The following is a 19600-nucleotide window of genomic DNA, read 5'->3' as shown; positions in this document are numbered from 1 at the left end:
TATAAGGACGTACGATCGTAACCAAAAGTTCTGCCTCGCCCGTCGCCCGGGTCGGGGCCGCAGTGGGGAATCCGTGATGCTCCTTGAATGGGTGGAAAAGCAGTCCGTCGACGTGGCATCGATCGACCGTCAGCACGAGGCGCTCGCCCGAGGCATGTTCCGGTTCACGCAGCGCATGGAGGCACTGCCGCCCCAGGAGGTCGTGGCGGAGTTCGACGAACTGTTGGCGGCCGTTCGGGCGCACTTCGAGCATGAAGAGCGTGTCATGCGCAACATCGGGATGCCGGGGCTGGCCGACCACGCCGAGCGTCACCGCCGCCTTCTCATCGACGCGGCCGCCTTCCGCAACCGTCTGTCGGAGCGCCTGAAGGCCGGCGAGGCGCGCGAGATCACCGATTACCTGGCGCAGTGGCTGGTGCGCCACATCGGCAGCGACGACATGATGATCTACGAGCACCTGCACGGCCGCAAGGACGCCGGCGAGCCGGTGCTTCCCGCCACAGCGCGTGCCGAGGACGGGCGGGCGACCATCCTTGCCGTCGACGACGTGCCGTCTAACGTGAAGGCTCTGGCCTCGATCCTGCAGCACGAGTACCACGTGATCGTCGGAACTTCGGGCGCGGATGCGCTGAAGCTGGCCCGCGCCCATACGCCCGACCTGATCCTGCTGGACGTGATGATGCCGGACATGGACGGCTTCGACGTCTGCATGAGGCTGAAGGCGGACCCGCTGCTCAAGGACGTGCCGGTCATCTTCGTCACCGCCAGGGACGAGGTGGACGACGAGGCGCACGGGCTGGACGTCGGCGCCATCGACTACCTGACCAAGCCGGTCAGCGCCCCCATCGTCAAGGCGCGCGTGCGCAACCACCTGGACCTCAAGCGCCAGCGGGACATGCTGCGCGACGTGGCGCTGGTCGACGGCCTCACCGGCGTGGGCAATCGCCGCCGCTTCGACGAGGTGTTCGAGCGCGAATGGCGCCGTGCCGCCCGCGACCGGACGCCGCTGACGGTCATCATGTCCGACATCGACTTCTTCAAGGGCTACAACGACACCTACGGCCATCAGCAGGGCGACGCGTGCCTGCAGAAGGTGGCGCAGGCGCTGGCGTCGGTCGTGAACCGCTCGGGCGATCTCGTGGCGCGCTACGGCGGCGAGGAATTTGTCTGCCTGCTGCCGAACACGGCCGCCGACGGCGGCGCCGAGGTCGCCGAGCGGATGCGCGAAGCCGTCGAGGCGCTGAACCTGCCCCACGAGGCATCCAAGGCCACCGATCACGTGACCATCAGCCTCGGCACCGCGTCCCTGGTGCCGGACCTGAGCGGCGATCCGCAAGCCGTTCTGGGTGACGCCGACTACTGCCTGTACCAGGCGAAGCGCGCCGGGCGGAACCGGGTCCGGGCCGACTGCCGGCCCCGCGTCACGGCCGACGCTCCGGCGGCGGAGGGCTAGCATGTCCGTCCCGGCCTTCCTCAACCGCATCAGCGTGCGGTTCCTGCTCGTCCTGCTCGTCGCCCTCACGATCCCCTTCGCGGCGGCCCTGGTGGACCTCGCCGATCGGCTGGAGGAGGCGGAAGGCCGCGTCCATGCCATGCTGGACCGGGTGGTGGACCAGGGCGTGTGGCGCCAGACTCAGGTCATCAGCCAGGCCCGGTCCGTGGTTTCCGTGGCCTCCCAGGTCCCCGTCCTAAGCGAGGCATCGCGGGAGGACCCCGCCGCCTGCCATGCCTTTCTGGCGGACCTGGTCGGCCAGAGCCCGTGGGCCAGCGGCGCCTGGGTGGCGGACGCCGATGGTCAGGTTTTCTGTGACTCGCTCGCCACGGAAAATCCGCCCAGCCTGTCCGACCGGGCCTATTACCGTGAGGCGATGCGCACCAAGGACTTCGTGCTGAGCGGCTACCTGCTGGGCAAGGTGACCGGCTCGCACATTCTGGTGGCCGTCCAGCCGGTGGTCGAGAACGGCGAGGTTCGGCGGCTGGTGGGCGTCAGCATCGATCTCGGCTGGTACAACGACCTTCTGACGATGGACGAGGGGAGCGTGGGCGAGACGGAGGGCGCGGTTCTTGCCGTTCTCGATGCCGAGGGAATGATCGTCGCCCGCCAGCCCAACCCGGAAAAATGGGTGGGCATGGATACCGGCGATCTTCCGCACGTCCAGGACATGCTGGACCGCCGGCACGGGATGCTGCAGGCGGTCAGCGCCGATAGAATAGACCGCATGTGGCACTTCCGCCCGTTGCCCGGCAGCAGCGGCGCCGTCTTCGCCGTTTCGCTGCCCATGGCGCCGATTCACGACGCGGTGTTCGCCGGAACGATGCGCGGGCTGGCGTGGGTGGCCCTGGGCGGGCTCGTCACCCTTGGCGTCGCTTGGCTGCTGCTGCACGTTTCCGTTCTGCGCTGGACGCGGTCGCTGACGGCTTATGCGGAGTCCGTCGGCCATGCCGCCGATCCGCTGCGTTTCGACACTGCCGGCGCCCCGCGCGAGGTCCAGGAGGTGGCGGATGCCTTCCACACGGTGGCCTGTCGCCTGAAGGCGCGGGACGCGGAGCTGGAGGCCCTGCTGCAACACGCCCCGGTGGGCTTCGCCTTTTTCGACCGCGACCACCGCTACCTTCGCGTGAACCAGCGCCTGGCCGAGATAAACGGCGTGAGCATCGACGGCCATCTGGGCCGGACGATCGGCGAGGCCCTGGGCGTCGACGGGTCCGTCGTGAACGCCCTCGTCGATCGTGTCTTCGCGGAACGGACGGCTTTGGCGGCCGAGGAAATAAGCAGCGAGCTGCCTGCCGATCCCGGCCGGCGCCGCCACTGGCTGACCGGCTGGTTCCCCGTCACCGACGAGACGGGCGACGTGACCGCCGCCGGCACCGTGGTCATGGAGATCACCGAATTGCGCAAGGCCGAGGAGGCCCTGCGCGCCGCGAAGACCGATGCGGAGGCCGCGAACCGGGCCAAGAGCGAATTCCTCGCGAACATGAGCCACGAGATCCGCACCCCCATGACCGCCATCCTGGGGCTGGCGCACCTGCTGGAACAGGGGCGGCTGGAGGTCCGGCAGCGCGATCAGATCGCCAAGATCAAACTGTCGGCCGAGTCCCTTCTGGGCATCCTCAACGACATCCTGGACTTCTCGAAGGTCGAGGCCGGCAAGCTCGACATCAACCCGGCGCCGTTCAACCTGGACCGCCTGCTCAACGGCCTGGGCTCCATGGTCGGCACGGCGGCCGAGCAGCGCAAGCTGGAGGTCCTGTTCCGCATCGGCGACGGCGTGCCCGAGGCGCTGATCGGCGACGACCTGCGGCTGCAACAGGTGCTCATCAACCTTGTCGGCAACGCCATCAAGTTCACCGAGGAAGGCGAGGTGGTGCTGTCGGTGCGGGCCGACGAGATCACGCGGGACACGGCCCGGCTGACGTTCGAGGTTCGCGACACCGGCATCGGCATGACGCCCGCGCAGGTCGACAACCTGTTCAAGGCGTTCCGGCAGGGCGACGCGACGACGACGCGCCGCTACGGCGGCACGGGGCTGGGCCTTGCCATCAGCGGCCGGCTCGTCACCCTCATGGGGGGTGCCATCGACGTTTCCAGCACGCAGGGCGAGGGCTCGACCTTCACCTTCACCGTGACCTTCGGTCGCGACCACCGCCCCTCGCGGCGGCGCGTGCACAGCGCGGAGGCGCGCCACGTGCTGGTCGTCGACGACAATCCGCTGGCCGTGGAAATCCTGACCGAGATGTGCCGCCGCGCCGGGTGGCGCGCCACGGCGGCCACCTCCGGTCGGCAGGCGCTGGACGCGGCGGAGGCGGCGCAGCAGCCCTTCGATCTGGTGCTGATGGACCTTCGCATGGCGCCCATGGACGGGCTGGCGACGGCACGGGCGTTGCGGAAGGCCGCCTGCCGCGACGCCACCATCGTCGCCGTGACGGCCTTCAGCAGCGACGTGCGGCTGAATGCCGAGGATCATGTGCTGTTCGACGCCGTCATCGGCAAGCCGGTGACCACGGCCGCCTTGATCGACGCCGTCGAACTGGCGGAGACTGCGCCCCGGGACCGCACGGGCGCGGACACGAAGCGTCTGGCCGGGCTGCGCATCCTCGTCGCCGAGGACACGCCGCTGAACCAGGAGGTCGCCATGGGCATCCTTGAGCAGGAAGGCGCCGAGGTCGCGTTGGCGGAGGACGGCGCTTTGGCGGTGGCGGCGGTGGAGGAGGCCGAGGCCAAGGGCACACCGTTCGCCGTGGTCCTAATGGACATGATGATGCCGAACATGGACGGCCTGGAGGCAACCCGCCGCCTGTGTGCGCGCGACGAGGCCGGCACGCCGCCGGTGATCGCCATGTCGGCCAACGCCCTGCCTGCCGACCGGGAGCGCTGCCTTCAGGCCGGCATGAAGGATCACGTGGCGAAACCGCTGGACGTCGACCAGATGGTCGCCGTCATCCTGAGGCACGCGCGGCGTGCTCCCGCAGCGGTTGGGCACGGCAGCCCCGGCGGGCACCTGGATGATGCGCGAGGCGGCGGCGAGGCGGATTGATCTGGAAGATCGTCGGGCGTTACGGGTCGTCCCGCTTCGGGTCGACCGTCATGAACGGCGCCGCTACGTCTTCGGCCGCGTCGTCCTCCAGCAAATCAATCGCATGCGCCATAACCATCACGTCGCGGCGTGGCGCGTCGGTTCCCCGCGTCCCAGGGCGGCCCTGGACGGACCACCCTCGGACGGGCGGGCGCGCGTGGCTTACTCGCGCCAATAGTCATTGGCCTCGGCAATAGTGGCGAAGTACTCCGCGACGACGCCCGACACATCGATCAGGCTGCCGGGATCGTGCGCGTAAGCGGGGCGCAGCTTGTGCAGGGCGTCGACATCGGGCTGCGTGGTCTTCACGGCCTTCCGCGCCATGGATACGGCAAGGTCGAAGCCCTCCTGCGGCGTCTCGGTCATCAGCGTCGGCAGCCACGAGTCTGCATCGTCCTGTGCCAGTGCCGGCGCGGCGAGGGCGAGGGACGCGGCGACGAGGGTGGGCGCGACGATGGTCCGCATGGAGATCATGCCAGGCTCCTCCTATTCTTCTTCAAGCTGCTCCGGGTCATCCGGCAACGGCCGCGAACGCCACGGCCATCGTGCTCCCTCCTGCCACGGTGTGTCCCGCGGTCCCTTGATGGTGGTCAAGGCGGACCGTGGCGGCGGCTTGACATCGCGAGTGGAACCCGCTAGCGATGAAGCGTCAGCGGTTCCCCGACGGTGGAAGACATCGGGGGATTAAAAGGGAACGACGGAAGAGGCCAACTCCGAGAGGGCCTTCAAGCCGTGGCTGTCCCCGCAACTGTGAACGGCGAGGTTCGTGCCTCATGCCACTGACGCGCAAGCGTCGGGAAGGCGGTGCGCTCCAACGACCCGTGAGCCAGGAGACCTGCCGTTGACGGCGTCACTATACCTTCGATCGGGGTGTGTCGAGGGTGCGGACAAGCCGTTGCGGTGACGCGCACATGACGTCATCGCAGCGTGCCGGACGCGATTCCCCGTGTTTCCGACATGATGCGCCATGCCGACCACCGTTCCGCCCGCGCGGAGCGTCTGCCGGCATGAGCCCGACGTCCGTCGTCAACCCGGCCAGGCCGGGGCCGCCGCGCGTTCGGGCGGCCGCGCCCGCCATGGAAGCATGGTCATGTCACACCGCGTTCTTTCCCTGTCTCGTACCAGCCTTTTCGCTCTTGCCGGTCTCACCGCCGCCGCACCCGCCGTCGCCGCCGATCAGGTGATGGAGGACGTTGTCGTTAGCGCGCCGCCTGTGGAGGGCGTGCCCCAGATGCGCGCCGGCAGCGCCGTCACCGAGATCACCTGGGCGGAGATCGAGGATCGCCAGATCCGCCGCCTGGAAGACGCCCTGACGCTCTCGCCCGGCGTGACGATCTCAGGCCAGCGCGGGCTTGGCCTCAACCGTGCCATCGTCCTGCGCGGCCTGGGCCCGCGCAACGTCCGGGTCTTCATCGACGGCATCGAGATGAGCGACACCAGCCAGTCGCAGTCCCAGTATCCGGTCAGCGAGCTGAACATGGCCGATGTGGCGCGCATCGAGGTGCTGCGCGGGCCGCAGCCCGGACGCTTCGGGCCGGACACCGGCGGCGGCGTCATCAGCATCATCACGAAGCGCCCGGACGCGGCACTCTCCGGCGAGGCAAGCGCCGAGTACGGCAGCTATGACACCGCCCGCGCCCGCGCCGCCGTCTCGGGCGTGCAGGGACCGGTGGACTTCCGGCTGTCGGCCTCCGGCACGCGGTCGGACGGGTATTCCGACTTCAACGAGGATCGCGGCGGCGAGGAGGGCGACCCCTACCGCCAGTGGTCGGGCGCCGCGACCCTGGGGTTCGAGGTGACGGAGGACCTGCGGCTGGAGGCTATCGGGCGCTACCAGCGCGAGGACGTGTTCTACGACGCCTCTACCGCCGACAACGACTGGAATCGCGACGAGACGGAGCGCTTCCTGCGCCTGTCCGCGACGCTGGACACCCTCAACGACCGGCTCACCCACACGGCGGGCATCTCCGACACCAAGATCACGCGCCAGTTCTGGGGGCAGGGCACGGCCGGCGATACGTATGACGGCTACAAGACCCGCATAGACTACCTTGCGACATGGCGCGCGAGCGACCGCGTCACCGTTCAGGCCGGCGCCGACGCGACGCGCGAGCGGATGGAGCAGTTCACGCCCGGTTTCTCCCCCGCCAATCCCCGCATGGAGAGCGAGTTCTGGCGCACCGGCCTGTTCGGCACGCTTGGCGTGACACCGATGGAGGGCCTGGACCTGTCGGCCACGTTGCGCGGCGACGAGCACGAGGAATTCGGCTCCGGGGCCACGTGGCGCCTTGCCGCCGCCTATCACGTGGAGCCGACCGCGACCACGCTGCGTGCCAGCTACGGCACCGCCTGGCAGACGCCCAGCCTGTATGAGCGGTTCGACCCCTGTTACGGCCGGGCCGACCTTCAGCCCGAGAACAGCAGGGGCTGGGACGTCGGTGTGGATCAGGACCTGTGGTCAGGAGTGATGACGGCGAGCGCGACGTACTTCCAGAGCGCGACCGAGGATCAGATCGACTGGCTGTACGCGCCGCCGGTCTCGGCCGGCTGCAACGGCGGGCGCTACGTCAACATCGACGAGACCCGCGTGCAGGGTCTGGAGGTGAGCATGACGGCGCGTCCGCGTCCCACCGTCGATGCGTCAGTGTCTTACACCTGGCAGAACGCGGTGGACGCGACGACCGACCTGCGGCTCCGGAACGTGCCTATGCATCAGGCGACCGCCGCTATCACCTGGCGTTTCCTGTCCGAGGCTCAGGCGACACTGTCCCTGCGATATCGCGACGAGACAAAGAACAGCTTCAGCGGCGCCGAAAGCGACGAGTTCTGGACTGCCGACATCGCACTCCGCTACGCGCTGACGGAGACGGTTTCGCTGCATGGCCGCATCGAGAACCTGTTCGACCAAAGCTATGAGGAAGAGGTCGGCTACGGCACGCCCGACCGCTCCGCCTATGCCGGCCTGACCGTCACGTTCTAGGAGGCTCCACGCCATGACCACGATCCCGCACTCCCCCGCGATCATCCAGACCGAGCCGGGCGTCGGCCGGGTGGAAATCGTCGCCCTGCCGACCGACGAGACGACCCTGTTCACCCTCCTTCAGGACGTCTTCGAAAACTGGTGGGACCAGATCGCCTTCGGCACGCTGATCCAGGGCGCGGTCTTCGAAATCCACGCGCCGAACGCGCCGCGCAAGGTCGGCCTGCTGGACGGCTACCTGACAGTCGACTTCGGCGACTGGCACTTCCACATCTGCATCGGCGAGAACAAGGGCACCCGTCGCAACCCCACCGACCCTGAGGTGGCGCGGGTGCGCCGGACACGGCGGGCGGAGATGATCCGCATCCTCAACTCCGACGACACGCCGCGCAGCTGGCAGCTTCGGCTGTTCAATGGCAGCGGCGAGAACCAGTTGACGGTGTTCTTCCCCAACCCGCTTCTCGGCCCCGACGATCGCGTGCTGAAGGAGCCCGACTGGTCGCACCTGCACATGTGGGACACCTTCCGCAAGCGCTACCTGGGGCTGGAGCCCGACCCGCGCGACCGGGAGGCCCACGGTCTCCCCTGCGGGGGACACTGATGCGCGCCGCCGCGGCTCTCCTTGGCGTGCTGGGCGTTGCGGCGGTGGGGCCGGCGGCGTGGGCGGCGGAGCGTCCGCTCCGCGTCGCCGCCGCCACGGTCTGCGCCGATCAATACGTGCTGGCTCTTGCGGACCGGGTGCAGATCGCAGCGCTCTCGCCGGACGCCATCGACCCCACTCTGTCGCTGATGGCGGAACAGGCGGCGGGGCTGCCACGCCTGTCACCCAGCGCCGAGACCTATCTGGATGCGGGCGTGGACGTGCTGGTGACCAATGCGTGGTCGGACCACCAGACGGTCGCCATGGTGGAACGCTTTGGCGTGACGGTCGTGCGAATTCCGCTGGTGGATTCTCTGGATGCCGTCGCCGAGGCCACCACGGCCGTCGCGCGGGCGCTGGGTCAGGCCGACCGGGGGCGTGTGCTGGTTGCCGGTTTGCGGCAGCGCATGGAGGCGGTCGCCGCCGCGCCCAACGGCGCCGGCCGAATGGGGCTCTACCTGCGGCCCGGCGGCGGGACGGCGGCGGCAGGCAGTTTCGTCGATACGATCATGAGCAAGGCCGGCCTGCGCAACAAGGCGACAGAGCAAGGGCTTGCGGGCTGGGCGAGCACCGACCTGGAGCGTTTCATCGCCGACCCGCCGGAGGTCATCGTCACCAGCTTCTTTGAAAGCCCGTATCCCGGGTCGGGCCGCGCCTTTTCCAGCCATCCGGCCTTCACGCGCCGGGCGGCCAACCTGAAGCGCGCCGACGTGCCGGGCGCCATGTGGGTGTGCTCCGGCTGGATGCTGGCGGAGGCCGCCGCGCACCTCAACGCGGAGTTGGCGCGATGACGGGAAACGGGGGCCTCCTCTTCGGCCTGTCCGTTCTCGCGGCGTGCGGCGCGATGGCAGGGCTGATGATCGGCTACATTCCCTACGGCGTGGGGGACGTGATCCAGGGCCTCGCCGGCACGGGCGACGCCCGGATTGCCGCCATCGTGCGCGAGGTCCGGCTTCCGCGCGCGCTGCTGGGGCTGGAGATCGGCGCCGCCCTGGGCCTCGCCGGCGCCGCAATGCAGGGGCTCTTACGCAATCCGCTGGCCGAGCCGGGGTTGGTGGGCGTCTCGGCCAGCGCGGGGCTTGGCGCGGTGGTGGCCTTCCATTTCGGCATCGCCACGGCAACGTCCTGGGGGCTGCCCGTGTCGGCCATGATCGGAGCCGGCGCGACAACGCTGCTTCTGCTGGCGATCGCGCGACGGACCACCGGCACGCTCACCCTGATCCTGTCCGGCGTCGCCATCTCCAGCCTGGCGGTGGCGCTGACGTCGCTTGTCCTGAATCTCGCGCCGAACCCCTACGCGTTGAGCGAAATGCTGCTGTGGCTCATGGGCTCGCTCAAGGACCGGTCCATGGACCACGTGTTGCTCATCCTGCCTTTCCTGCTGGCGGGCGGGATGCTGGTCCTTCTGGCCGGCCGGGGCCTTGACGCCCTGACGCTGGGCGAGGACGGAGCGCAAACGCTGGGTATCAACCTGCGGCGCCTGCGGGCCACGGTGATCCTGGCGACGGCGCTTCTGGTCGGGGGCGCGGTGGCTGTGTCCGGCTCCATCGGCTTCATCGGGCTGGTGGTCCCGCATATGCTGCGCCCGTTCGTCGGCCACGAGCCCCGCCGCCTGTTGCTGCCGAGCGCACTGGCAGGCGCGGCGCTGCTGGTGCTGGCTGACGTGGTCGCCCGCACCCTGCCGACAAACCAGGAGGTGATGGTGGGTGTGGTCACCGCGCTGCTCGGCGCGCCTTTCTTCCTGGTCCTGGTCCTGCGCACGAACCGGAGGCCGGCATGACGGCGATGCTGAGTGCGCGGGACATCACGGTCCGGATCGGGCCGCGGCCTCTGCTGGAGTCCGTGACCGCCCATTTTCACGCCGGGCAGGTGACAGGGGTCATCGGCCCCAACGGCGCGGGCAAGTCGACGCTGATGCGCGTGCTGGCCGGCCTGGTCGCACCCGAGACCGGCGCGATCACGCTGGACGGGGCGCCTCTGCCGCCGCCGGGTTCACGGGCACGGGCGCGGCGGGTGGGATACCTGCCGCAGGGGCACGAAGTGCACTGGCCGCTCACGGCCCGGCGCACCATCGCGCTCGGACGGATGCCCCACATCCCGGCCTTCGGCACCCCCGGAGAGCGGGACTCTGCCGCCGTCGACACGGCCATGAACCGGACCGCCACAGCGCATCTTGCCGATGCCCGTGTCGACACGCTGTCGGGCGGGGAGCGGGCGCGGGTCATGCTCGCCCGCGTTCTGGTGACGGAAACGCCGGTGCTGCTGGCCGACGAGCCGGTCGCGGCGCTTGATCCCTATCACGCCCTGGCGGTCATGGACCTGCTGGCGGAGGAAGCACGGGCGCACCGGCGTGCGGTGGCCGTCGTCCTCCATGACCTGACGCTGGCGGCGCGCTACTGCGACAGCCTGATCCTCATCGACGGCGGCCGGGTCTGCGCGGCGGGGCCGGCCGAGCCCGTCCTGACCTCCGGCGCCTTGAGCGCCGCCTATGGTGTGCGCTTCGCCCGCGGTGTCCTGGACGGGGGCGCCGTCATCACACCGATCCACCGACTGGACGAGGAGCCGTCATGCAGCTTGAATTGATCGTCTGCGAAACCTGCCACCGCCGTCCGCGCGACGGCGGCCGCACCGACGGCGACCGCTTCGCCGAGGCCATGACCGGCATCCTCGAAGCGGGCGCCGACCTGGAGGGCATGAGGCTCACCACCATGAAATGCCTGATGGCCTGCGGACGGGCCTGCACGGTTCATCTGCGGGCGCCCGACAAGATGGGCTACGTGCTCGGCGACCTGAGCCCGGAGGACGACATGACGGCGGCCCTGACCGACTACCTGCGCGGCTATGCCCGGTCGCCCGACGGCGTGGTGCCCTTCCGCGAGTGGCCGGACCGGCTGAAGGGCCGGTTCATCGCGCGTATCCCGCCCGCCGGGTCATGACACCCCGGCCCGACCCGGCCGAGCGCCCGTTCGGGGTCCCTGAAGGGCGGGACAGGCGGACGCTTGGCGTATCGGTGGCCCTGGCGCTGGCCGTCCACGGCGCGGCTTTCGCCGTTCTACTGGGCGCGGAGCCGGCGCCCGCCCCGCCGCGCGAGGCGGTGCAGGTCGTGAGGGTCTCCCTGGCTCCGCCGGCCGGTCCCGCCCCTGCGATCGAAAGCGGCGGCAGGGCGCCGCAGCCGCCGGAGGTGCCTATGCCCGCTGCGGAGCAGCTGCCAGCACCCCGGCCGGAGCCCAGCCCGGAGCCCGAGGTGGCCGAGGATCCTCCGAAGCCGGAACCCGCTCCGCCGCACCTCCCGCCCCAACCGGAGGCCAAGCCACAGCCACCGCCGCCCACACCCCTGCGGAGGATGGCCGCAGCCTCGAAAGACGGATCGTCTTCATCCCCTGGCGCAGATCGGGTGGCGGTTCCGCCCGGCGGCGGCCGGAATCACATCTCCGGCGGTTGTTTCGGTGCCGGTGCGCTTCGTGCTCCGGTGAGCCCGGGCCGAGGGGCAGGCAGGGACCTCCATCCGCCGATCATCCGAAGGGATGCTGCGGTGTGGACAGCGCGGCGTGCAACATGATGCTGCCCAGCAGGAGAATGATGCTCCCGCCCACCAGCCGCAGCGTCAGGCCCGCATGACGCCACGCGCCTTCCGGCAATTGAACCACCCGCGCCAGGCCGGCGGCCGGCCCGCGGGCGGCATGAACACCGCCGGCCAGAAACGCGACCGTGATCGCCGTGCCCGCGCCGACGATGTAGGGGGCCGCAACGCCCAGGCCCCAAAGCCCCAGGCTGAAGCACAAGACCACCAGCAACAGGCTGCCGGTGCAGGGTCTCAGCCCGGCGGCGGCCGCCAGGGCGAGGCCGGACCGCCAATCGCCGGACGCCGGGGGCTGCGGCGCATGGTGCCCACAGCAGTGTCCGTCGTGTGCATGGTCGTGCGCCGCGTGGTCATGATGGTCCGCCGGCCGCAGCGTCCGAACCACGGAGCGCAGGGCCCCGAATACGAGCCAGGCTCCGACCAGCAGGATGGCGGCGTAGCTGGCGGGTTCCAGGACGTCGCTCGCCTGACGGCTGACCCACCGCATGCCTGTCCCGGCCACCAGGAACGCCGCCGCCACCAGAAGGACCGCCACGGTGGCCTGAACGGTTGCGGTCAGTGCCGAAAGCAGAAGAACCTGGTGCAGCCGCACGCGGGCGGTTGCCGCATAGGCCGACAGAACGGCCTTGCCATGACCGGGCCCGACGGCATGGAAGACGCCATAGAGAAAACAGGCGGTGGCCAGGGCGGCCAGGCTGGCGAGGCCGGGATGCGCCTGCCAGTCCTTCACCGCCTGGGCCAGGTCGCCATGAAGGGCCGCTTGTGTTTCCCGTATCCACCCGGCCGCGGCCGTCATGACGTCGGGCATCAGAATAAGGGCGGCCAGCGTCAAGCTGACGACGGCCGCGAGGAGCACCAGCCCAAGGTTTATCCGCATGTGATGACGACCGTTTCCGCGAAGGTGCCGCCCATCCCTTCCGTATTCGGCTCCGCTTCCTGCATGAAGGCGCTTTCGCTCAGCAGCAGGCTTTCCTTGAAGCCGGGAGCAGGCTCGATCCGGTACGCGCAGGCATCAGGTGCCTGGTCGAGCGTCACCGGCCGCGCTTTTTCCAGCGCGATAGAAATATAGTAACTCGGGTCGAAGAGGCGCACACGGAGGTCTTCCCCGGCCGGTGGGGTTCCGTCCGGCAAGGACAGCGTGAATTCGTAGACCAACCGGTCGGCGTCCATGTATGCCCTGTAGGTTTCGGGAGTCCCCGCCGTCACCCGCGTGGTGCCGGAGCGGACGTCCGTGAAGTAGGACCACTCTTCAAGGTTCTGCACGGCTTCCTCGACAAGAGGATGAAGCTCCGACGGGTCGTAGGTGCCATCGGCGTTTTGGTCCATGCCGGCGATGACGGTCTGCGTGTACAACTCGTCGAGCCGCCATGTGACCTTCAGGGCGGTGACCGTGCCGTCCTCTGTCATGTCCACGGCCACCCGAGCGTCGATCCAGACGTGGGGATGGGCCCGGGCCGGCTCTGGCGCGGCGACGGAAGACATGAGCAAGGCGGCGAAGAGCACGGGCAGTCGTTTGCTTCGCATGATGCTTTCCGGGACGGTGGTCGGCGCAACGCCTCCACCGAGGCCCTGGCGATCACGGTCATAGCTGAGTTGGGTTAGGGGCGTCGCCGTAGACAGCGACCGGGTCGAATGTCTTGTCTTCCTCCGTGAAGGTCAAGGCAAGAGAATCGGGGGCGCTGACGCCGACCGGGATTGCCCGATAGAAGCAAGACCGGTAGCCTACATGGCAGCTTGCACCGCTGTCGGCAACCGCGACCCGTGCCCAAATCGCATCCTGGTCGTCGTCCACCCGCAACTCGACAACCCGCTGCCCGAGACCGCTGGTCGCGCCCTTGTGCCAAAGGCACGCGCGTGAACGGCTCCAGTAATGCATCTCGCCGGGATGTCCGGCAGAAGGAATGCCGGCCGCCGCTTCAGCGGAGGCGGCAGCGGCCTGCTGTGCAGCCGTCTCAACGTCCGATCGATTTGACGGCGACCCTCGTCATCCGTAAGAGTTGAAGCTCGACGGCCCGACCTGAGTGAGCATTCGGAGACTGCCCATGAGCGATCTGCCGACCCAGGCCCAGGTGGTGATCGTCGGCGGGGGAATCGTTGGCTGCTCGGTGGCCTACCATCTGACCCGCCGGGGCATCACCGACGTGCTGCTGCTGGAGCGCCGGCAGCTCACCTGTGGCACCACCTGGCACGCCGCCGGCCTGGTCGGGCAGTTGCGGGCGACCCGCAACATGACGCGCCTCGCCCAGTATACGACGGATCTCTACACCGGCCTGGAGGCTGAAACCGGCCAGGCGACCGGCTTCTCGCAGCGCGGGTCGTTGGCGGTGGCGTGGGGCCAGGGGCGCTGGGAGGAATTGCGCCGGGGTGCGGCCATGGCGCGGCGCTTCGGGCTGGAGGTCAATGAACTGGCGCCCGACGAGGCCGCCGCCCTGTGGCCGGGCCTTGCCGTCAATGATCTGGTCGGTGCGGTCCATCTGCCCCGGGACGGCCAGACCAATCCCGTCGACACCACCATGGCGCTCGCCAAGGGCGCCCGCCAGCGCGGCGCCCGCATCATCGAGGGCGTGCAGGTCTCGTCGATCCGGGTTGAAGGAGGCCGCGCCACGGGTGTCGAGGTTATCGGCCCCGACGGCGCGCCGGTGTCCATCGCCGCCGAAACGGTGGTCAACTGCGCCGGCATGTGGGGCCGTGATCTGGCGGCGCGGGCCGGCGCGACGGTGCCCCTGCACGCCGCCGAACATTTCTATGTGGTCACAGAGGCCATTCCCGGCCTGCCGCGCGATCTTCCGGTCCTGCGCGATCCGGGCAACTGCATCTACGTCAAGGAGGACGCCGGCAAGCTGATGATCGGGTGCTTCGAGCCGGTCGCGAAACCCTGGCCGGCGCGGGGCGAGGACATCCCCGACACCTTCTGCTTCGATGAACTGCCCGAGGACTGGGAGCACCTGGAGCCCATTCTCGACGCCGCCATCCGCCGCGTCCCGCAGCTTGAGCACACCGGCCTGCAGGTCTTCTTCAACGGGCCGGAGAGCTTCACGCCCGACGACCGTTATCTGCTGGGCGAGACGCCGGAGGTCCGCAACCTGTTCGTCGCCGCCGGGTTCAACTCCATCGGCATCCAGTCGGCGGGCGGGGCCGGCGTGGTCCTGGCGGACTGGATTGCCGACGGCCATCCGCCCATGGACCTGTGGGACGTCGACATCCGCCGGATGATGCCCTTCCAGCGCAACCGCCGCTACCTGCGCGATCGCACCGTGGAAACCCTGGGCCTGCTCTACGCCATGCACTGGCCGCACCGCCAGCCGGAGACGGCGCGCCCGGTCCGCACCTCCGCTCTGCACGAGCGCCTGGAGGCGGCCGGTGCCTGCTTCGGCGAACTGGCGGGGTGGGAGCGGCCCAACTGGTTCGCGCCCAACGGCGTGGCGCCGGTCTACGAGTACAGCTACGGCCGCCAGAACTGGTTCCCCTACAGCGCCGCCGAGCACCGGGCGGTGCGCGAGGCCGTCAGCCTGTTCGACCAGTCGAGCTTCGCCAAGCTGCTCGTCCAGGGCCGCGATGCGCTGGCGGTTCTGGATCGGCTGTCGACGGCGCGCATGGACGTGCCGGTGGGGCGCGTGGTCTACACGCAATGGCTCAACCCGCGCGGCGGCATCGAGGCCGACGTGACGGTGACGCGCCTGGGCCGCGACCGCTTCATGGTCGTCAGCCCCGGCGCCTGCCAGACCCGCGACCGCGCCTGGGTGGAGCGCCACATCCGCGACGGCGAGGCCTGCGTCGTCACCGACGTGACCAGCGGCATCGCCACCATCGGCCTGATGGGGCCGAACAGCCGCGACCTGATGCAGCGGCTGACCGACGCCGACCTGAGCGACGCGGCCTTCCCCTTCATGACCAGCCAGGAGATCGAGGTGGGCTACGCGCTGGTCCGCGCCGCCCGCGTGACCTACGTCGGCGAGCTGGGGTGGGAACTCTATGTCCCGACCGAATTCGCGCGGGGCGTCTACGATGCCATTATCGCGGCGGCGGGCGATGACCTGGGGCTGACGCACGCGGGGTATCACGCCCTGCATTCCCTGCGGCTTGAAGGCGGCTACCGCAGCTTCGGTCACGACATCAGCGACGAGGACACGCCGCTGGAAGCGGGGCTGGGTTTCACTGTCGCCTGGGACAAGGGGGACTTTATCGGCCGGGATGCGCTTCTGAAGGCGCGGGAGGCCAACCGCGCGCGCGGCGGGCCGACGCGGCGCCTGGTCTCCATCCGCCTGGACGATCCCGAACCGCTCCTCCACCACGAGGAACCGGTCTGGCATGGCGACACCTGCGTCGGCGCCGTGGCCGTCGGCATGTACGGTCACACGCTGGGTGCCGCCGTCGGCCTCGCCTGGATCGAACATCCCGAGGGCGTCACCGCGGAGTGGATCAGTCGGGGCGACTTTCGCGTCGAGATCGCCGGCGTGCGGCATCCGGCGCGCCTGTCGCTGAAGCCATTTTACGACCCGACCCGCGCCCGCGTCCGCGGCTGATTGCAACAACCAGCAAGGGATCGCCATGAGCAGCGCCGACGATACCGCCGTTTCCCCGAGCCTGACGTCGCTGAAGGACGGCTCCACCGACTCAGGCGCCGTCGAGACCTATTACGACGATTGGGCCGGAACCTACGACGACACGCTTGCAAGCTGGGACTATCAGGCGCCCCGTGATGCGGTGGACCAACTCGTGCCGCATCTGGCGGAGGGGGCACGGGTTCTTGATGTCGGCTGCGGGACCGGCCTTGTGGCTGATGCGGTGCTCGGCCGTGGCCGCTATCGGCTGGACGGCATGGATATATCAGCCGCCTCCCTGGCGCTTGCGGAGAAGCGGGGCGGCTACGGGCATCTTGTCCGCCACGACCTGCAGATAGTGCCGCTGCCGATTGCCGATGACGCCTATGATGCCGCCGCCTGTGTGGGCGTGCTGACCTACATCGAGGCGCCCGAGGCCCTGCTGTCCGACATGTGCCGCGTCGTCCGCCCCGGTGGTACCCTGTGCTTCACCCAGCGCACCGACCGCTGGGAGGAAAAGGGCTTCGACGCGCTCCTGGAGCGGATGGAACAGCAGGGCCTGTGGACGGTCCTGACGGTTTCAGAGCCGAAGCCCTACCTGCCGAGCAATTCTGACTACGGCGAGAGCATCAAGGTCATTCACGTCACGTGCCGTGTCCGCTGAGGCTGGCGCTCGTCACTTGCCGGCCGAAGCGTCCAACGGATGCAGCGGGCGGCGTACGAAGCGGTAGGGCAGGCGGGCAAAATCGGGCGAGGCGAGCCCGCCGCTGTCGGCCAGGATGACCTTGCCGGCGATGGGCTCGAAGGCCGCGCGGAAGTGCTGCTGGGACTTCAACGCCACCACGCGCTTGGCCTGCGGGTTGATGCCGTTCGCCAGGAACATCTGGCGGTCGATGGCCTGGACCAGGTTGCTCGTCACCAGGATGTCGATACCGCCGACCCGGAACACCGCGCTGCGCCCGGTGGACTGCCTCATGCCCTTCCACATGGGGCCGTCGCAGACAAAGTTCCCGTCTGACAGATGCGCGACCGTTCCCGTCAGTGTCAGGGGACCGCCGCCCATGGTCCGATCACTGCGGCCGCCGAGCGTGAGCGTGACCTCCGTCCCCAGACCCGCCTCGTGGAGGTGCCGCGCCGCTGCCTCGTCGTAGAGGCCGCCGAACGCCGCGCCTTGCACGCCGTGATCGATCAGGGCGGAGAGCAGGGCGGTGGCGTCGCCGTAGGCACCGTCGCCCGGATTGTCGGAGAAGTCCGCGATGACCAGCGGACCGCGTGACGCATCGAAATCCCGCGCCAGCGCCGCCGCCTCATCCACCGTATAGTAGTGCTCCATCACCCGGTCGCGCGCCTGCCAGATCGTGTCCATCAGGGTCTCGGCAATTTCGCGCGCCTCGGCGGCGTCGCCCGTGGTGGTGACGGTGACGGTGGGGCCGGTCTGTGGCGTGTCGGCGAGCGCGAAGCCCGCGTTGATGCTGACATCCAACACGCCGTCTCGCGTTTCCAGGGACCGCGCCTGCTGGAGCAGCCCCACCATGGGGCCGGTGTCGGTGCGCCCGCCTTCCGCCGCCGTCAGCATGGGGCGGCGGGCCAGGGTCACGCGCGGGCGGCGGCCTGAGTGAAAGACGCTCGCCAGGATGCGGCCGGCCTTGGCGCCGGTCTCGCGCATGTCGACGTGGGGGAAAGTGGCGTAGGAGACCAGCCCGTCGGCCAGGTCCGCCATGCGGTCGGTGACGTTGGCGTGCAGGTCAAGCGTCGCCACCAGAGGCACGTCGCGCCCCAGTTCTTCGCGCAGGGCCGCCATCAGCGCGCCTTCGCCGTCGCGGTCGTCCTCGGTCACCATGGCACCGTGCAGGGAGAGCAGCACGCCGTCGAAGGGGCCCTGGGTGCGGGCGGTTTCCCGAATCGCGCCGGCGAAGTGGGCCCAGGCGGCGCGGGTGACGGGGCCGCTGGGCGTGGCGAAGCAGGCGACGGTGGGCACCACCTCCCACCCCTCGGCCTCGGCAGCGTCGATGAAGCCGGCCACCTCGCTGTTGGTGTCGCGCAGGTCGGACAGGACGGCGTCGCCCTCGAAACAGAAGAACCGCCGGAAGGCGTCGACATCCGTCGGCGTCCGGCAGAACGTGTTCGTCTCGTGCATGAATTGCCCGACCAGAATACGCTTGGGCATGCGCGTCTCCCTGACCCAATGTCGTTTTGGGCCGGGAAGTGGTCCTTGCGGGCGTGTCCTTTTCCTGGCTATGCGTTCTCGCAGCCGATTGCAACCCTTTCCTTTCTCCTCCTTCCAAAGAGGCAGGCGCTCCGGCCCATGTTCGACACCACGATCCGGTACTTCTGCGAGGTCGCCCGGCTGGGCTCCATCCGCCGCGCCGCCGAAAGCCTGAACGTCGCCACATCCGCCCTGTCGCGGCAGATGGCGAACCTGGAGGCGACGCTGGGAACGCCGCTGTTCGAGCGCCATGCCCGCGGCGTCCACCTGACGGAGGCGGGGCGGCTGTTCCACGAGCACGCCCGCGCCACCATGCTGGACCTGGAGCGCGTGCGCGGCGAGATCGACGCCCTGGCCGGGCGCCACCGGGGCCATATCCGCGTCTGCACGGTGGAAGGGCTGATCGGCGACCTGGTCCCGGATGCCGTCGCCGATTTCCGCGCGCGGACACCGGACGTCACGCTCTCGGTGCTGACGGACGGCACCGCCGGCGTGGTGCGCGCGGTGGCGGATGACGCGGTGGATGTGGGGTTCGCCTTTCACCCCCAGCCGCACCGTGACGTGGAGGTCTATCAGGAAGCCGTCCAGCCGCTGCACGTCGTCGTCGCGCCCGAGGCGGGCTTCCGGCTGCCGGCCCGACCGCGCCTGCGGGACCTGATCAACCTGCCGCTCATCATCCCGCCCGACTCCAGCTACGGCGTGCGCCAGTTGATCGACGGCGTGGCGCGGGCCGACTCGCTGGTGCTGCGCCCGGTGCTGACCAGCGATTCCATTACGGGCTTACGCGAAATGGCGGCGCGCGGCCTGGGCGTGACGCTGCTGCCGCTGCCCTCGGTGCACAAGGATGTCCGCGCCGGGCGCCTGCGGGCGGTGCCGCTGGCCGACGCCAACCTGCGCGATGCGCGGGTGGGAATCCTGGTGCGCCGGGGCCGCATCCTGCCGCCCGTCACCCGCGCCTTTCTCAGCCGCGCCGGGCTGCTTCTGGCCGAGTCCTCCAGCACTCCGGCGCCATGAGTGTTGCCGATTTGCGAACGCGGTGACGCGAAATGCTGCTTGTTGCGGAACCCTTGCCGACGCGA

The 19600-nt window shown here is 69.5% G+C and carries 16 protein-coding genes and 1 riboswitch; of the genes, 11 read left to right on the top strand and 5 right to left on the bottom strand.

Annotated features, from left to right (window positions below; all coding sequences use genetic code 11):
- Positions 1-76 precede the first annotated feature (76 nt).
- On the top strand, positions 77-1453 hold the full coding sequence (locus C882_RS11950; protein WP_009540867.1) for a diguanylate cyclase domain-containing protein: 1377 nt from the start codon (positions 77-79) through the stop codon (positions 1451-1453).
- 1 nt (position 1454) lies between these two features.
- Entirely contained in the window at positions 1455-4535 is a 3081-nt protein-coding gene (locus tag C882_RS23230; RefSeq protein WP_009540866.1) for a response regulator, read from the top strand.
- A gap of 201 nt (positions 4536-4736) precedes the next feature.
- Here the strand turns inward: C882_RS23230 and C882_RS11940 are convergent, their stop codons facing one another.
- A complete protein-coding gene (locus tag C882_RS11940; protein ID WP_009540865.1) occupies positions 4737-5048 on the bottom strand; it encodes a hexameric tyrosine-coordinated heme protein in 312 nt (103 codons plus the stop codon).
- A 162-nt stretch (positions 5049-5210) separates the two neighbouring features.
- Positions 5211-5431, top strand: a riboswitch (cobalamin riboswitch).
- 233 nt (positions 5432-5664) lie between these two features.
- Between C882_RS11940 and C882_RS11935 the strand changes: the two genes are divergently transcribed.
- From C882_RS11935 to C882_RS11910, 6 genes are read left to right on the top strand one after another with little or no spacing between them, the layout of a single operon-like run.
- Entirely contained in the window at positions 5665-7554 is a 1890-nt protein-coding gene (locus C882_RS11935; RefSeq protein ID WP_009540864.1) for a TonB-dependent receptor plug domain-containing protein, read from the top strand.
- A 13-nt stretch (positions 7555-7567) separates the two neighbouring features.
- Positions 7568-8155 (top strand): DUF7676 family protein, encoded by a 588-nt coding sequence (locus C882_RS11930; RefSeq protein WP_009540863.1) that lies wholly within the window; start codon positions 7568-7570, stop codon positions 8153-8155.
- Positions 8155-8985: an ABC transporter substrate-binding protein gene (locus C882_RS11925; protein ID WP_009540862.1), complete on the top strand. Its 831-nt coding sequence runs from the start codon at positions 8155-8157 to the stop codon at positions 8983-8985. The genes C882_RS11930 and C882_RS11925 overlap by 1 nt, the downstream gene beginning before the upstream one ends.
- Entirely contained in the window at positions 8982-9974 is a 993-nt protein-coding gene (locus tag C882_RS11920; RefSeq protein ID WP_043645238.1) for a FecCD family ABC transporter permease, read from the top strand. Before C882_RS11925 ends, C882_RS11920 begins: the two co-directional genes overlap by 4 nt.
- On the top strand, positions 9971-10777 hold the full coding sequence (locus C882_RS11915) for an ABC transporter ATP-binding protein (protein ID WP_009540860.1): 807 nt from the start codon (positions 9971-9973) through the stop codon (positions 10775-10777). The genes C882_RS11920 and C882_RS11915 overlap by 4 nt, the downstream gene beginning before the upstream one ends.
- A complete protein-coding gene (locus C882_RS11910; protein ID WP_009540859.1) occupies positions 10762-11130 on the top strand; it encodes a DUF1636 domain-containing protein in 369 nt (122 codons plus the stop codon). Before C882_RS11915 ends, C882_RS11910 begins: the two co-directional genes overlap by 16 nt.
- 576 nt (positions 11131-11706) lie before the next feature.
- Here C882_RS11910 and C882_RS11905 read toward each other — a convergent pair.
- The 3 genes from C882_RS11905 to C882_RS11895 form a co-directional block, all read right to left on the bottom strand.
- Entirely contained in the window at positions 11707-12651 is a 945-nt protein-coding gene (locus C882_RS11905; protein WP_009540858.1) for a nickel/cobalt transporter, read from the bottom strand.
- Positions 12642-13277, bottom strand: coding sequence for a DUF1007 family protein (locus C882_RS23225; protein WP_160166789.1), 636 nt, complete (start codon positions 13275-13277; stop codon positions 12642-12644). Before C882_RS23225 ends, C882_RS11905 begins: the two co-directional genes overlap by 10 nt.
- Before the next feature lie 79 nt (positions 13278-13356).
- Positions 13357-13650: a phosphoribosyl-AMP cyclohydrolase gene (locus C882_RS11895; RefSeq protein WP_083875821.1), complete on the bottom strand. Its 294-nt coding sequence runs from the start codon at positions 13648-13650 to the stop codon at positions 13357-13359.
- Positions 13651-13816: 166 nt separating this feature from the next.
- On the opposite strand from C882_RS11895, the gene C882_RS11890 reads away from it, so the two are divergent.
- Entirely contained in the window at positions 13817-16297 is a 2481-nt protein-coding gene (locus C882_RS11890; RefSeq protein WP_009540856.1) for a GcvT family protein, read from the top strand.
- 25 nt (positions 16298-16322) lie between these two features.
- On the top strand, positions 16323-16979 hold the full coding sequence (locus tag C882_RS11885; RefSeq protein WP_009540855.1) for a class I SAM-dependent DNA methyltransferase: 657 nt from the start codon (positions 16323-16325) through the stop codon (positions 16977-16979).
- 12 nt (positions 16980-16991) lie between these two features.
- Here C882_RS11885 and C882_RS11880 read toward each other — a convergent pair whose 3' ends face one another.
- Positions 16992-18482, bottom strand: coding sequence for a M81 family metallopeptidase (locus tag C882_RS11880; RefSeq protein WP_009540854.1), 1491 nt, complete (start codon positions 18480-18482; stop codon positions 16992-16994).
- 138 nt (positions 18483-18620) lie between these two features.
- Here C882_RS11880 and C882_RS11875 point away from each other — a divergent pair, with 138 nt between their 5' ends.
- Positions 18621-19535, top strand: coding sequence for a LysR family transcriptional regulator (locus C882_RS11875; RefSeq protein ID WP_009540853.1), 915 nt, complete (start codon positions 18621-18623; stop codon positions 19533-19535).
- Positions 19536-19600: the final 65 nt, after the last annotated feature.

The sequence above is a fragment of the Caenispirillum salinarum AK4 genome (genome assembly GCF_000315795.1).
Classification (GTDB): Bacteria; Pseudomonadota; Alphaproteobacteria; order Rhodospirillales; family Rhodospirillaceae; genus Caenispirillum; species Caenispirillum salinarum.
This window is presented reverse-complemented; position numbering and strand designations above follow the sequence as displayed.